We start from the raw sequence: 14,480 nt of genomic DNA on the forward strand, positions 1-14,480 counted from the left end.
TCGGCCCGCGAGTCGCGGCTGTCAGGCGCCCGGTCTGGGCAGCGGTGTGACCGGTGGTACGGGGATGGGGGCCGGGTCGTTCGGCCCGGGGTCGGGCGGGCGCGGCGGATCGTCGTCGTCCGGCTCGCCGTCCCGGCCGCCGCCGCCGCGGCTCGGCCGCAGCGTGACGCTCGTCCCCGGCTCGGCCTCGCCGGGGCCGGGCGACATCTCCGCCACCGTGCCCTTCGGGTACTCCGAGCGGACGGGGCCGCCGACGCTCGCCCGGAAGCCGGCCCTGCGCAGCCGCTCGATCGCGTCCCGGACGTCCATGCCGCGGACGTCGGGCAGCCGCGCGCGGTCCTCGCCGGAGCCCTTGCTGAAGTAGTGCGACGGCGGCCGGCGGAACGAGGACGCGTCCCGTCCCGCGAGCGCGCCCGCCATGCTCTCCCGCCAGATCGGCGCGGGGATCGTCGCGCCGAAGACGGACCCGTAGCAGGTGCCGTCCATGCACAGGCTCGTCATCGGGTACTTGTAGCCGCCGCGCGGGTCGCCGACCCAGACCGCGGCGGCCAGGTCGGGCGTGTACCCGGCGAACCAGGCGGCCGAGAAGTTGTCGACGGTCCCGGTCTTGCCGGCCGCCGGGCGGCCGATCCCCATGCCGCGCGCGGTGCCCTTGGACAGCACGCCGCTCAGCACGTGGTTGACGGCGTCCGCGACGCCCTTGTCGATCACCTGCTTGCAGCGGGCGCTCGGCACCTTCAGCTTCCCGCCGGTGGAGTCGGTGATGGACTTGATCGCGATCGGCTCGCAGTACTCGCCGCGGGCGCCGAACGCGGCGTACGCGGCGGCCAGCCGCAGCGGCGACACCTGGTTGAACCCGAGCGTGAACGACGGGAACTGCTCCATCGGCTTGCCGTTGGCCTGCTTCATGCCGAGCTTCTCGGCCATCTTGACCGTGTCGCACAGCCCGACCTCGCGTTCCAGCGCGAGGAAGAACGTGTTCACCGAGTGGTGCGTCCCGGTGACCAGGCTGAACATCTTGCCGCCCTCGCCGTCGGCGGAGTTGCGCAGGCTGTCGCCGCTGTTCACCGGATCGCCGTCGCAGTTGCGGAACCCGGTCGGCGTGAACCGCCGCGGCGCCATCAGCCGGGTGCCGAACGGCATGTCCTCCTCCAGCGCGGCGGCGAGCGTGAACGCCTTGAACGTCGACCCCGCCTGCATGCCGATGCTGGATCCGTGGCTGGCGTCGGCGGCGAAGTTGATCCAGGTCTTGCCGCGCTCCCTGTCCGAGCCCAGCTTGCGGTCCACGACCATGCCCTTGATCTCGCCGGTGCCGGGCTCGACCAGCGCCTCGGCCGCCGCCTTCCCCGCCGAGTTCTTGCGCGGCACGTGCCGGTCGACGGCGCGCTGGGCGGCCTTCTGCGTCTGCCGGTCGAGCGTGGTGCGGATCGTCAGCCCGCCCCGCTTCAGCAGTTCCTCCCGGTCCTCGGCCGTCTTGCCGAAGACGGGATCGGTGAGGATCTCGCGCTGCACGTAGTCGCAGAAGAACGGCGCGACGCTGGTCACGCAGCCGTTCTTGGTCTCCTTGATGCGCAGCCCGAGCGGCGCCCGCATCGCGGCGTCCGCCTCCGCCCGCGGCAGCCAGCCCAGGTCGGCCATCCGGTCCAGCACCAGGTTGCGGCGCTCGCGGGCGGCGTCCGGGCGCTTCACCGGGTCGTACGCGTACGGGAGCCGGATCACCCCGGCCAGCAGCGCCGCCTCCGGCAGCGTCAGCCGCGACGCGGGCTTGGAGAAGAAGTGCCGGGAGGCCGTCTCGATGCCGTACGCGCCGCCGCCGAAGTAGGCGATGTTCAGGTACCGGGCGAGGATCTCGTCCTTGGAGAACCGGCGCTCCATCGCGGCCGCGTACCGCAGTTCGCGGATCTTGCGCGCGGCGCTGACCTCCTTGGCCGCGGCCTGCTCCTCCTCCGACTCGGCCTGGGTGAACAGCAGGTTCTTCACGTACTGCTGGGTGATGCCCGACCCGCCCTGCGTGACCTCGCCGGAGTCCAGGTTGCTGACCAGCGCCCGCAGCGTGCCCTTGGAGTCGAGCGCGCCGTGCTCGTAGAACCGGCTGTCCTCGATCGCCAGCACCGCCTTGCGGGCGGCCGGGGCGACCTGGTCGAGCCGGACGTTCACCCGGTTCTCGAAGAAGAACGTCGCGAGCACGCTGCCGTCGGCCGCCAGGATCCGGGACCGCTGCGGCACGCCCGCCGTGCTCAGGTCCTCCGGATCGGTCTGGAACCAGTCGGCCGCGTCCCGCGCGCCGAGCCCGGTCGCGCACGCGGCCGGCAGCGCGATCAGCGCGACGAGCACCCCCGCCAGCAGGCTGAACTTGCCCAGCCCGCGGATCGCCCGCGCCCGGTCGGCCCCGGTGACGGGCCCCGCCTCGGCCGGACGCCAGAGCCCGGCATCGCCGTCCTCGGGGTCATCCTGGGCCTCAGGCTGCACGCGCTCAGAGTAGACGGGCGCCGCCCTCCCGACCACCCATAGCGCGATCTTTCGGGCTAGATCACCCGTCCTGGACGCTCTGCTCCCGTTCCCAGGCCCGGACACGATCCCGGAATACCCGGGAGATCGCCCGCAATTCCGCTTCCGGGTCGCGGCCCTCGTCCCGCGCCCGCCGCACCAGCTCGAACAGCCGCTCGCCGACGCCGTCCCCGGCGGGGAACAGCTCCGCCGGCGCCTCGATCCGCCCGGCCCGCCGCTGGAGCTGCGCGGCCAGCGACAGCGCGGGCTGCCCCATCGGCACCCCGTCCAGCGCGGACGCCTCGCCGCCGTCCTTCGCGGCCCGCTCGGCCGCCTTGATCTGCTCCCAGTTCGCGTTGACCTCGTCGGCCCCCGACACGGCCACGTCCGCGAACACGTGCGGATGCCGCCGGACGAGCTTGTCGACGATCCCGCCCGCCACGTCGTCGATCGTGAACGCCGTCTCGTCGTCCCGCTCCGACGCCACCACCGAGTGGAACGCGACCTGCATCAGCACGTCGCCCAGCTCCTCGCGCAGCGCGCCGAGGTCGCCCTCCTCGATGGTCTCGGCGACCTCGTACGACTCCTCCAGCAGGTACCGGACGAGCGACTCGTGCGTCTGCTCCCGGTCCCACGGGCACTCGCGCCGCAGCGTGTCCATCACCGACACCAGGTCCAGCAGCCGGGCGCCCGGCAGGTCGTACGACCCGTGCAGCACCTCGATGTCGAGCGGCTCCTCCACGGCGATCCGGCCGATCTCCCGCATCAGCCGCTCGTCGCCGTCCTGCGCCGCGAGCCACACGACCCGTTCGCCGCGCGCCGCGTCCACCAGTTCCCGGGCCACCGCCTCGGTCACCTCGACGGCCACGCCCGCGTCCAGCACGTACGGCAGCAGCGGATGCTCACCGCTCCCCGCCAGCACCCGGCCCGCCGACCGCAGCGTCTCCCAGGCCCGCCACGTCAGCAGCCCGGGCGCCACCCGGTGCGAGCTGGCGAGCAGCACCAGACCGGGCTTGACCTGTGGTTTGGCGTTCTTCACGGTGTTCTTGCGGGACGACTTGGCGCTCATGGATCAGCGGGTACCCGATTCGGTGCCGGACAGGCGGGGGGTGCCTGCGTTGATGGTGATGGTGGACGGGTCGAACGTGCCGAAGCGCGGATTGATCTTGATCTTCATCGACCGCGCGGTCTCCACGAACCGCTGCCTGATCTGCTGCTGGACGATCGCGTTCTGCTGCGTGGCGGCGGGGCCGGGGGTCGCGCCGAGCTTCTGCGCGAGCAGCTGCTGGACCAGGGAGACGCGGGCCAGGTCCGGGGCGTACCGGCCGGGCAGGCCCTGCGCCCGGGTGAGGGAGGCGGCGCCGACCCGGCGGTCGAGCTCGCCGGTCAGCCCGTCGACCTGCCCGCCCGTGACGGTGATGCCGTTGCGGCGGGCGACCTCGTCGCCGATGCGGAAGTAGACCAGCATGTCCAGGGCCCGGCGCGGGTCGGACTGCACCAGCGGCTCGCCACCGCCGCCGCGCGGCTCGTTGGCGGCGCGGATCTGGTTGGCGCGCTGGTCGGCGCGGAACTCGCGGCGCCAGTCGACGACCGCCTGGTCGAGGGTGGCGGTGGCGATGCGCTCGTCGCCGACGAGGGCGGCGGCGCCCATCTTGACCGGGCCGCCGCCGCAGGCGGCGAGCGTGGCGACCGCCGCCAGCGCGGCGGCCGCGACCTTGATCGTTCTACCGGGCACGGGTCCTCGTCTCGTCGGTGGTGATCAGCCAGCCTAGGGCTTGCGCGCCGGTTCGAGGAACAGCGCCTCGACCAGGTCGGTGGCCCACTTCAGCAGCTCCTGGTCGCGCAGCGGGCGGCCGCCGAGCGGGGCCGTCTTCGGGGTGGGGACGAGGAGCGTCTTCACGTTCTGCTTCAGCACGCTCTTGGGGTACAGGCGCTGGAGGCGGACCTGCCGCGAGTCGGGCAGGTCGACCGGGGCGAACTTGATGAAGTTGCCCTGGACGGTGACCTCCGTGAGACCCGCCCGGCGGGCCTTGGCGCGGAACCGCGCGACCTCCAGCAGGTTGAGGACGGGCACCGGCAGCGGGCCGAAGCGGTCCTTCAGCTCCTCGTGCACGCCGGCGATCTCGTCGTCGGAGGTGATCGCGGCGATCCGGCGGTACGCGTCCAGGCGGAGGCGCTCGCCGGGGACGTACTCGTGCGGCAGGTGCGCGTCCACCGGCAGCTCGACCTTGGTCTCGGGCATCTCGGGGACGCCCTCGCCGCCCTCCTTCAGCTCCCGCACCGCCTCGCCGACCATCCGGACGTACAGGTCGAAGCCGACGCCCGCGACATGGCCGGACTGCTCGGCGCCCAGGATGTTGCCGGCGCCGCGGATCTCCAGGTCCTTCATCGCGACGTACATGCCCGCGCCCATCTCGGTGTGCTGGGCGAGGGTCGCGAGGCGCTCGTGCGCGGTCTCGCTGAGCGGCACCTCGGGCGGGTACAGGAAGTACGCGTACGCGCGCTCGCGGCCGCGCCCGACCCGGCCGCGCAGCTGGTGGAGCTGCGACAGGCCGTACATGTCGGCGCGGTCGACGATGAGCGTGTTGGCGTTGGGGACGTCCAGGCCGGACTCGACGATCGTGGTGGCCACGAGGACGTCGTAGTTCTTCTCCCAGAAGTCGACCATGACCTTCTCGAGCTCCTGCTCGTTCATCTGGCCGTGGGCGGTCGCGATGCGCGCCTCGGGGACGAGCCGCGCCAGGTTCGCGGCGACCTTGTTGATCGACCGGACCCGGTTGTGGACGAAGAAGACCTGGCCCTCGCGCAGCAGCTCGCGCCGGATGGCGGCGGCGATCTGCTTCTCCTCGTACGGCCCGACGAACGTCAGGATCGGGTGCCGTTCCTCGGGCGGGGTGAGGATCGTGGACATCTCGCGGATGCCCGTCAGGCCCATCTCCAGGGTCCGCGGGATCGGCGTGGCCGACATCGCGAGGACGTCCACCTGCGTGCGGAGGCGCTTGAGCTCCTCCTTGTGCTCGACGCCGAAGCGCTGCTCCTCGTCGATGATGACCAGGCCGAGATTCTTGAAGCGGGTCTGCGCCGACAGGATCCGGTGGGTGCCGACGACGACGTCCACGGTGCCGTCGGCCAGGCCGCGCAGCGTCTCCTCGATCTCCTTGTCGGTCTGGAACCGGCTGATCGGCTTCACCACGACCGGGAACGCGCCGAACCGCTCGGAGAACGTCGACATGTGCTGCTGGACGAGCAGCGTCGTCGGCACCAGCACGGCGACCTGCCGGCCGTCCTGGACGGACTTGAACGCCGCGCGGACCGCGATCTCGGTCTTGCCGTAGCCGACGTCGCCGCAGATCAGCCGGTCCATCGGGACCGGCTTCTCCATGTCCTCCTTGACCTCGTCGATGGCGGCGAGCTGGTCGGGCGTCTCCACGTACGGGAACGCGTCCTCCAGCTCGCGCTGCCACGGCGTGTCCGGGGCGAACGCGTGCCCGGGGCTGGCCATCCGGGCGGAGTACAGCCGGATCAGCTCGCCGGCGATCTGCTTGACCGCCTTGCGCGCCCGGGACTTGGCCTTCTGCCAGTCGGCGCCGCCGAGCCGGTGCAGGCTGGGCGCCTCGCCGCCGACGTACCGGGTCAGCTCTTCGAGCTGGTCGGTCGGGACGAACAGCTTGTCGCCCTTGGCGTACTCCAGGATGAGGTACTCGCGGGTGGCGCCCTGGATGTTGCGGCTGACCATCTCGACGTACCGGCCGACGCCGTGCTGCTCGTGAACGACGTAGTCGCCGGCGCGCAGCTGGAGCGGGTCGACGCCGCCGCGCCGCCGCGACGGCATCCGGCGGGCGTCCTTGGTGGACGACTTCTGCCCGGACAGGTCGGCCTCGGTCAGCACCGCGAGCTTGATCGACTCCCAGGTGAAGCCGTTCTCCAGCAGGCCGGTGGAGACGCTGACGACCGCCGGGCGGGGCGGTTCGGCCAGGTCGGTGAGGGTCGCGCCGATGCCCTCCTCGCCGACCAGCTGGACGAGCCGTTCGGCGGGGCCGTGGCCGGGCGTGACCAGCGCGACCCGCCAGCCGGAGTCGATCCAGCCCTTGAGGTCGCCGACGACGCGGGCGGTGTCGCCGCGGTACGCCTCGGCGGCGTGCGCCCCGAGGTTCAGCGCCTCGCCTTCGGGGTTGAGAGCGGTGACCGTCCAGCGGGTGAGGCCCAGCTCGCCGGTGTGCTCGCGGACCTCCTCCAGCGAGCGGAACGCGGCCGCGCCCAGGTCGATCGGGGCCTCCCCGCCCGCGGCGGCGTTGACCCAGCTGGCCTCCAGGAACTCCTGGCTGGTGCGGACCAGCTCGACCGAGCGGGTGCGGATCCGCTCCGGCTCGCACACCAGCAGCGCGGAGCCGTCCGGGAGCAGGTCGGTGAGCAGCTCCATCCGCTCGGCGAGGACGGGCGAGAACGCCTCCATGCCCTCGACGGTGTCGCCGTCGGCGATCCGGCCGAGGATCTCCTCCAGCGCGGGGTGCTCCTCGGCCAGCAGCCGGGCGCGCTCGCGGACCGCCTCGGTCAGCGGCAGCTCGCGGCACGGCGGCGCCCACAGGCCGTCGGGGGCGACCTCCAGGGAGCGCTGGTCGGCGGCCTTGAAGTAGCGGATCTCCTCGACGGTGTCGCCCCAGAACTCCACCCGCAGCGGGTGCTCCTCGGTGGGCGGGAACACGTCGAGGATGCCGCCGCGCACGGCGATCTCGCCGCGCTTCTCGACCAGGTCGACGCGGTGGTACCCGGCGTCGACGAGGCGGCGGACGGTGTCGTCGAGGTCGGCGTCCTCGCCGCCGCGCAGCCGGACCGGCTCCAGGTCGGCCAGGCCGGACACGATCGGCTGCAGCACGGCCCGTACCGGGGTGACGACGACGTTGAGGCGGCCGGACTTCTCCGGCCCGCCCTCGTCCTCGCTCACCTCGGGGTGGACGAGCCGGCGCAGCACGGCCAGCCGCTGCCCGACGGTGTCGGAGCGCGGCGACAGCTTCTCGTGCGGCAGCGTCTCCCAGGCCGGGAAGTGCGCCACCCGGCCCGGGTCCAGCAGGCTGCTGAGGGCCGCGGTCAGGTCCTCGGCCTCGCGGCCGGTGGCGGTCACCGCGAGCACGACGCCGTCGCCGACCGCCTGGGACAGGGCCGACGCGAGGATCGGCCACAGCGAGGGCGGGGCGACCAGGTCCTGGTCGACGCGCGCCTGCTTGAGGGCGCGCTCCAGCTCAGGGTCGGTGCACGCCAGGTCAACTAGTCCGCTAAGGGTCATCTTCGCCCGCAACTCCCCGCCGGGCGGGCGCCCGCATCGGTCGTGCGAGGCAGCCCGAATGACCGGTGATCCTCCGCCGATCCCGGTGCCTCTACCAGCCTACGCGCCCCGGCCCGGCTCCGTGGACGGGATCACCACCGCGACTTCTGTGTTTAGAATGAGACAGTGCTGTCGCAAACAAGGCATGGTTGGCTCAGATGACCAAGGAAGAAGCGATCCTCGCGGCCGCCACCCGGCGGCTGAACGAGAACCCGACGGCCTCGATGACCGAGCTCGCCGAGGCGGCCGGGATCAGCCGGGCGACGCTGCACCGGCACTTCGCCACCCGCGAGGCCCTGCTGCACCGGCTGGGAACGCGCGCCGTGGGCGAATGGGAACGGGTCCACCGGGAGGTCGGGCTCGCCGAGGCCGGCCGGTCCCGCGACCCGGAACTGCTGGCCCGGACGATGCGCGAGCTGATCCACGGGTATCTCCACACGGTCGACGAGCACGGCTTCGCGCTCACCGACCACTTCGTGTACGGAGCGCCCGACCTGATGGCCTGGATCGAGCGCCTGGAGAAGGACGGGTTCGCGTTCATCGAGGCCGTGCAGCGCGCCGGCGTGCTGAACCCGGCGCTGCCGGCCCGGTGGATCAGCGACGCCCTTTACGGCCTGCTCATCGGGGCGCGCGACTCCCTCCGCAGCGGGAACGTCGCGCGCCGGGACATCGAGGATCTGCTGCTCACCACCTTCCTGCGGGGCGTCGGCCCCGCCGGCGGGGACGCGGGAACGGGGACGGAGACGGGGACATGACGATCACGAAACCGGGCGCGGGCGCGGCCGTGCCGCCGCCGGCGCACCCGCGCCGCTGGGCCGGGCTCGCCGTGCTGTCGGCGAGCCTGCTGCTCATCACGATGGACATCACGATCCTGAACGTGGCGCTACCCGCCATGTCGGCCGACCTGCGGCCGGACTCGGTGCAGCTGCTGTGGATCGTGGACGTCTACGCGCTGGTCGTGTCCGGCCTGCTGGTCACCGTGGCGGCGCTCGGCGACCGCTGGGGCCGCCGCCGGATGCTGCTGGCGGGCTTCACCGTCTTCGGGCTGGCCTCGGCGGGCATCCTCGTCACCGACGGCGCGAACCAGGTGATCGCCATCCGGGCGCTGCTCGGCCTCGGCGGCGCGATGATCATGCCGTCCACGCTGTCGATGATCCGCCACCTGTTCACCGACCCGAAGGAGCGCGCCACCGCGCTCGGCGTCTGGGCGGCGACCGCGGCGGTCGGCGCGGCCGTCGGCCCGATCGTCGGCGGCGCGCTGCTGGAACACTTCAGCTGGCACTCGGCGTTCCTGGTGAACGTGCCGGTCATGGTCGTCGCGATCGTCGCGGGGCTGCTCCTGCTGCCCGAGTCGCGGGCGCCGCGGCCGGGCCGCTGGGACGCCGTCGGAACGGTCCTGTCGATCGCCGGCATGGTCGCGCTCGTCTACGCCATCAAGCACTTCGGCAAGGAGGGCTTCGACGATGCGGGCGCCCTGGTCGCGGCGCTGATCGCGGCCGTGCTGCTGCCGCTGTTCGTGGTGTGGTGCCTGCGCGTCCCGAACCCGCTCCTGGAAGTCCGGCTGTTCGGGCGGCGGGCGTTCTCCGCCGGCGCGATCGCGGCGCTGTGCACGAGCCTGGCGGTGGCGGCCGTCCTGCTGCTGCTCGCCCAGTGGATGCAGCTCGTCGAGGGGTACGGCCCGCTGGAGGCGGGCGTGCGGCTGCTGCCCGCCGCGATCGGCGCGGCGATCGTGTCACCGGCGGCGCCGTGGCTGGCCGGCCGGATCGGCACCCGGACGGTGCTGGCCGGCGGCCTGGTGGTCAGCGGATCGGGCTACCTGGTGATGGCCTTCGGCCCGCGGCCGCTGTCGTACGTCACGGTCGCGATCGCGCTGGCGCTGGTCGGCGCCGGGATGGGCTCGCTCGCCATCGCCTCCGCGGTGATCATGGTGGGGGCGCCGCCGGAGAAGTCCGGCAGCGCCGCGGCCGTGGACGAGACCAGCTACGAGCTGGGGTCGGCGCTCGGCGTCGCCGTCCTGGGCAGCGTGGCCGCCGCCGTGTACCGCGCCGACCTGTCGTTCGCCTGGCTCGCGGAACGGGGCGTGACCGGCGCCGCCGCCGCGGACGCCCGGGAGTCCATCGGCGGCGCGATGGAGGTCGCCCGGCACGCGGGCCCGGCCGGCGCCGAGCTGGTGGCGCGGGCGCAGGCCGCGTTCACGACCTCGCTGGAAGGCGCCAGCCTGGCCGGCGGAGCCCTGATGATCGTCGCCGGCGTACTGGTCTGGTACCTGGCCCCCAGCGACCTGGACGTCTCAACGGGCCACCACTGACCCGCCCCGAGCGGGTTGACTCGTGGCGTGTCCGCCTCCGGGGTGCCGGCACGGAGGGCGACACGCCACGAGTCAACGCGGAGGCGCGGTCAGGTGCCGGTGATCAGGCGGCGCAGGGCGGTGCTGGAGGTGTGGACCGTGTAGGGGAAGTAGTGGACTCTCACGCCTCGGGCGCCCAGGTCGGCCTCCAGCCGGTCGCCCTTCTCGGTGCCCTTCCAGTCGTCGCCCTTGAACAGCACGTCGAAGCCCAGCCGCTCCCACATGACGACCTTGTCGCTGGAGACGTCGGTGACGACCTCGTCCACGCAGTCCATGCTGCCGACGATCGCCAGCCGCTCGGCCAGTGGGACGATCGGCGGGCGGCCCTTGGCCCGCTCCAGCACCTCGTCGGTCACCACGCCCGCGATCAGCCGGTCGCACTCCTGGGCGGCCCGCCGCAGGATGTTGAGGTGCCCGATGTGGAACATGTCGTACGCGCCGGGCACGTACCCCACGATCCGCGTCACCGGAACGCGCCTTCCCGGGACTGCGCGGGAGCCGCGGCGGCGGGCGCGTCGAGCGCGCCGACCTCGCGGAACCACTTCACCGAGGCGGCCAGCAGGAACAGCAGGTTGCCCGCGAAGATCAGCGCGTACAGCGGCATGAACACCGCCGGGGCGCCGATCAGCAGGAACGCCACGCACAGCAGCCCGTAGTCGGTCGGGATCACCAGCAGCGAGCGGATCGCGGACGGCGCGACGGCGGGCGGCGCGGGGGCGCCGGTCGCGGCGCGGTGCGCGCGGGCCAGCAGGTCCTTGAGGATCATCCCGAAGAACATCACCGCGGCCACCACGGTGAACCCGACCGGGATCAGCAGGTACGCGTGGTGCCCGAGGTCGCCGAACCGGTACCAGGAGATCAGCACGGCCAGGTGCAGCGCGGAGATCTTGCAGCTGTCGACCATGTGGTCGAGGTACTCGCCGGACTTGGAGCCGCCGCCGCGGAGCCGGGCCAGCTGCCCGTCCGCGGCGTCGAACGCGTACCCGACGACGAGCGCCAGGCAGACGGCGACGCCCAGCCAGACGGCGGGCTCGACCAGCGCGATCAGGGCGATGCCGGTGAAGGTGAACGCGGCGCTGATCGCGGTGACCGCGTTGGGGGTCAGCCCGGCCACGTACGCCACGGCGGCCAGCAGCCGGCCGAGCTTGCGGTTGACGAAGCGCGAGTACGCGGGCGCGCCCTTGGCGGTCTTCTGCGCCGAGGCGAGCCGGGCCAGCGCCTCGCGGAATCCGGACGGGGCGCTCACGCGACCGACGTCCTGGGGCCCGACTCCAGCGCGCCGCGCAGCACCGGGCTCGCGGTCTCGGCCAGGCCGGCGAAGTTCACCACGGCCACGCCGGTGCCGGCCAGCTCCGCCTCAGCGCGCTCGGCGGCGGGACCGTCCGGGGTCCCGGTGAACAGCCGCGCGAAGCCGACCGACTCGCGCGCGCCGCGCAGGCCGGGCTCGGCCACCGCGACCACCTCGGCCACGTACCGGACGTTCCGCACGATCTCCATCCGCTCGATCAGCGGGACGATCGGCCGGGCGCCGTGCAGCTCCGCGGCCAGCTCGTCGGTCAGCACGCCCGCGACCAGCCGGTCGCAGCGGTCGGCGGCGCGGCGCAGCAGGTCCAGATGCCCGACATGGAAGAGGTCGAAGACCCCCGGCGAGTAGCCGACCACCCCGTGCATGCATCCCCCTGATAGCGAGCCAAGGCCGACATACCTGTGAATCAGGCGTACGTTAGCAGCTCTCGATTCACCTGGTGTAACGCTTCTCTTCACCGGCGAAGGCCATGTCCGGACGGCGACACGACACTCGCCAAGAGTGAACAAATGGCGGACACTCCGCAGTCGGACGATTACTCTGCGAGTTGCGGACGTCAGAACCGTGCGTCACCACCCGGAAAGGAGCGGGTCTCATGACCAGCTCGGTCAAGGGAGTCCCCCGCCGTTCGGCGGAGGAACACGCCGGCGAGAGCCTTCCGCCGCCCGGGGAGGTCGGCGACCTCTTCTCCGCCCGGGCCCGCGGGTACGCACACGAGAGACCGCTGCAGGAGATCCACGTCCTGGAGGCCGGCTGCGGCTGGGGCCGCGGCCTCGACCTCGGCTCCCGCGAGCACCGGTCCACCGGCGTCGACCTCGACGATCCGGCGCTGCGCGCCCACGCCCGCGAGCGCGCCGACCTGGACGCCTTCCACCTCGGCGACCTGCGCACGGTGCCGATGCCGCCGCGCGCGTACGACGTCGTCCACGCCCCGTTCCTGATCGAGCGGGCGCCGCACGCCGAGCTGGTCCTCGACCGGTTCGTGGCCGCGCTGCGGCCGGGCGGGCTGCTGCTGGTCCGGCTGCGCGACCGCGACACCGCGTTCGGGTTCCTCGACCGCCGGCTGCCGCGCCGGCTGCGCCGCCCGCTGTGGCGCGGCCTGGCCCGGATCGAGCCCGGCGCCGCCGGGCCGCCGGTGCCGCCGCCGCCCGCGGTTTACGAGCGCGTCGCGTCCCGGCAGGGCATGCGCTGGTACTGCGTGATGCGCGGCCTCGTGATCGCCGAGGAGTACACCTCCCGCGACGCGCTGGACGCGCTGGGCGCCGGATCCGGCCTCATGGGGGCCCTGTGCCGGCTGGTGTCGGCGGTGAGCCGGCGCCGCCTCACCGCGGACCACAGCGAGGTGACGCTCGTGATCCGCAAACCCGAGAACCGCTTCGCCCGGGTGATCTGAGACCCGGTCCGGCCACGCCGGGGGTGCCGAGGTGCGCGCAGCCCGCCGGGCTGGGTATTTTTCTGCGGAAACCCCTGTTGACCTGGACCAGCCCGGTAACGAGCCCGGGCAGGATCGGAGACCGCGGTGACCGCCGAGTCCGGCCTTCCCGACACGCTGCGCGACCTGCCCGCATGGACGCCCGACGCGACCGAGCTCGCGGACCTGGAGCTGCTGCTGGCGGGCGTGTACGCCCCGCTGGCCGGGTTCCTCGGCTCGTTCGACACCGCGATGGTCATCGCGGGCGGGCGGCTCGCGGACGGCACGCCCTGGCCGGTGCCGGTCACGCTGGCCGTGCCCAAGGAGCTCACCGCTCACGAGCGGGTCGTCCTGCAGGACCCGGAGGGCGTGCCGCTGGCCGTGCTCGACGTCGGCGAGGCGTGGCAGGACCCGACCTCGCAGGAATGGCGGCTGGCGGGGACCCTGGAGGCCCTGCGCGCGCCCGCGCACGGACCGTTCCACGGGCTGCGGCGGCGGCCGGACGAGTGCCCGCCGGCCGCGGGCCCGGTGCTGGCGGTGGCGACCCGCGAGCCGCTGCACCGCAAGCAGCTCGGGCAGCTGCGGCAGGTCGCCGAGCGGCTGGACGCCCGGGTGCTGGTGCTGCCGCTGATGGGCGGCGAGCACGACGAGGCCCTGGTGCGGGCGCTGCTCGCCGTCCGCAAGGAGCTGCCGGAGGAGGCGCGGGTCATCCCCGTCCCGCTCCCCCGGCGCGACGACGACCGGCGCGACCTGCTGCTGCGCTCGCACGTCGCCGCCGCGTACGGCGCGACGCACCTGCTGGCCGAGGAGGAGGTCGAGGGCACGGCGATCCCGGTCGTGGTGCCCGAGCCGTGGGGGTACGACGCGGACGTCGAGGTGTGGCGGCCGGTCGCCCGGATCGAGCCGGACCACGTGCAGGCCGAGCTGACGCCCGAGCAGCTGGGCGAGCTGCTGGACCGCGGCGACCCGGTGCCCGACTGGTTCACGCCGCCGGCGGTGGCCGCCGAGCTGGCCGTGGCCCGCCCGCCCAAGCACCGGCGCGGCATCACGGTCTTCTTCACCGGCCTGTCCGGCTCGGGCAAGTCCACCGTCGCCCGCGGCCTGTCCGACGCGCTGATCGAGCGCGGCGGCCGGACGGTCTCGCTGCTGGACGGCGACGTCGTGCGGCGGCTGCTGTCGGCCGGGCTGACGTTCTCCAAGGCCGACCGCGACCTCAACATCCGCCGGATCGGGTACGTGGCCGCCGAGGTCACCCGGCACGGCGGGGTCGCGATCTGCGCGCCGATCGCGCCGTACGCGGCGACCCGTGCCGAGGTGCGCCGGATGGTGTCGGCGGTGGGCGACTTCGTGCTGGTGCACGTGTCCACGCCGCTGGAGGAGTGCGAGCGCCGCGACCGCAAGGGCCTGTACGCCAAGGCCCGGGCGGGGATCATCCCCGAGTTCACCGGGATCTCCGACCCGTACGAGGAGCCCGAGGACGCCGACCTGGCCATCGACACGTCGGAGATGACGCCCGACGAGGCCGTGGGCCGGGTGCTGGAGCTGCTGGCCGCCGGCGGCTGGATCCGACCCGCCTGACCGGGTGCCCGGGACGTTTCGTACCCTGGCA

Annotated in this window: 11 protein-coding genes; 4 read left to right on the forward strand and 7 right to left on the reverse strand. The window is 73.3% G+C overall.

From position 1 onward, the window contains the following. Positions 1-21 precede the first annotated feature (21 nt). The 4 genes from ACA361_RS02900 to mfd all read right to left on the reverse strand — a co-directional run bounded on the left by ACA361_RS02900 (position 22) and on the right by mfd (position 7,768). Positions 22-2,469 (reverse strand): penicillin-binding protein, encoded by a 2,448-nt coding sequence (locus tag ACA361_RS02900; RefSeq protein WP_375010187.1) that lies wholly within the window; start codon positions 2,467-2,469, stop codon positions 22-24. Between the two features lie 61 nt (positions 2,470-2,530). Further along, positions 2,531-3,556 (reverse strand): MazG family protein, encoded by a 1,026-nt coding sequence (locus ACA361_RS02905; RefSeq protein ID WP_375010188.1) that lies wholly within the window; start codon positions 3,554-3,556, stop codon positions 2,531-2,533. Positions 3,557-3,559: 3 nt separating this feature from the next. Beyond that, a complete protein-coding gene (locus ACA361_RS02910) occupies positions 3,560-4,222 on the reverse strand; it encodes a hypothetical protein (RefSeq protein ID WP_375010189.1) in 663 nt (220 codons plus the stop codon). Positions 4,223-4,255: 33 nt separating this feature from the next. Beyond that, a complete protein-coding gene (gene mfd / locus ACA361_RS02915) occupies positions 4,256-7,768 on the reverse strand; it encodes a transcription-repair coupling factor (RefSeq protein ID WP_375010190.1) in 3,513 nt (1,170 codons plus the stop codon). Positions 7,769-7,965: 197 nt separating this feature from the next. Here mfd and ACA361_RS02920 point away from each other — a divergent pair, with 197 nt between their 5' ends. Next, entirely contained in the window at positions 7,966-8,562 is a 597-nt protein-coding gene (locus tag ACA361_RS02920) for a TetR/AcrR family transcriptional regulator (protein WP_375010191.1), read from the forward strand. Beyond that, entirely contained in the window at positions 8,559-10,115 is a 1,557-nt protein-coding gene (locus ACA361_RS02925; protein ID WP_375010192.1) for an MFS transporter, read from the forward strand. Before ACA361_RS02920 ends, ACA361_RS02925 begins: the two co-directional genes overlap by 4 nt. Positions 10,116-10,204: 89 nt before the next feature. On the opposite strand, the gene ACA361_RS02930 is transcribed toward ACA361_RS02925, so the two are convergent. The 3 genes from ACA361_RS02930 to ACA361_RS02940 are packed head-to-tail and all read right to left on the reverse strand — an operon-like array spanning position 10,205 to position 11,825. Beyond that, a complete protein-coding gene (locus ACA361_RS02930) occupies positions 10,205-10,621 on the reverse strand; it encodes an adenylyltransferase/cytidyltransferase family protein (RefSeq protein ID WP_375010193.1) in 417 nt (138 codons plus the stop codon). Next, entirely contained in the window at positions 10,618-11,400 is a 783-nt protein-coding gene (locus tag ACA361_RS02935; protein WP_375010194.1) for a CDP-alcohol phosphatidyltransferase family protein, read from the reverse strand. Before ACA361_RS02935 ends, ACA361_RS02930 begins: the two co-directional genes overlap by 4 nt. Continuing rightward, positions 11,397-11,825: an adenylyltransferase/cytidyltransferase family protein gene (locus tag ACA361_RS02940; protein WP_375010195.1), complete on the reverse strand. Its 429-nt coding sequence runs from the start codon at positions 11,823-11,825 to the stop codon at positions 11,397-11,399. Before ACA361_RS02940 ends, ACA361_RS02935 begins: the two co-directional genes overlap by 4 nt. 230 nt (positions 11,826-12,055) lie before the next feature. On the opposite strand from ACA361_RS02940, the gene ACA361_RS02945 reads away from it, so the two are divergent. Together ACA361_RS02945 and cysC are read left to right on the forward strand one after the other, a co-directional pair. Further along, a complete protein-coding gene (locus ACA361_RS02945) occupies positions 12,056-12,853 on the forward strand; it encodes a class I SAM-dependent methyltransferase (RefSeq protein ID WP_375010196.1) in 798 nt (265 codons plus the stop codon). Positions 12,854-12,979: 126 nt separating this feature from the next. Continuing rightward, positions 12,980-14,449 (forward strand): adenylyl-sulfate kinase, encoded by a 1,470-nt coding sequence (gene cysC, locus ACA361_RS02950; protein ID WP_375010197.1) that lies wholly within the window; start codon positions 12,980-12,982, stop codon positions 14,447-14,449. Positions 14,450-14,480 lie beyond the last annotated feature (31 nt).

This window comes from Actinomadura sp. 21ATH (assembly GCF_041951345.1).
GTDB lineage: Bacteria > Actinomycetota > Actinomycetes > Streptosporangiales > Streptosporangiaceae > Spirillospora.

Excerpts from the sequence above, each read along its gene's own strand:
- ACA361_RS02905 (WP_375010188.1), bottom strand. The coding sequence starts at position 3,556 with ATGAGCGCCAAGTCGTCCCGCAAGAACACCGTGAAGAACGCCAAACCA.
- mfd (WP_375010190.1), bottom strand. The coding sequence starts at position 7,768 with ATGACCCTTAGCGGACTAGTTGACCTGGCGTGCACCGACCCTGAGCTG.
- ACA361_RS02920 (WP_375010191.1), top strand. The coding sequence starts at position 7,966 with ATGACCAAGGAAGAAGCGATCCTCGCGGCCGCCACCCGGCGGCTGAAC.
- ACA361_RS02925 (WP_375010192.1), top strand. The coding sequence starts at position 8,559 with ATGACGATCACGAAACCGGGCGCGGGCGCGGCCGTGCCGCCGCCGGCG.
- ACA361_RS02940 (WP_375010195.1), bottom strand. The coding sequence starts at position 11,825 with ATGCACGGGGTGGTCGGCTACTCGCCGGGGGTCTTCGACCTCTTCCAT.
- ACA361_RS02945 (WP_375010196.1), top strand. The coding sequence starts at position 12,056 with ATGACCAGCTCGGTCAAGGGAGTCCCCCGCCGTTCGGCGGAGGAACAC.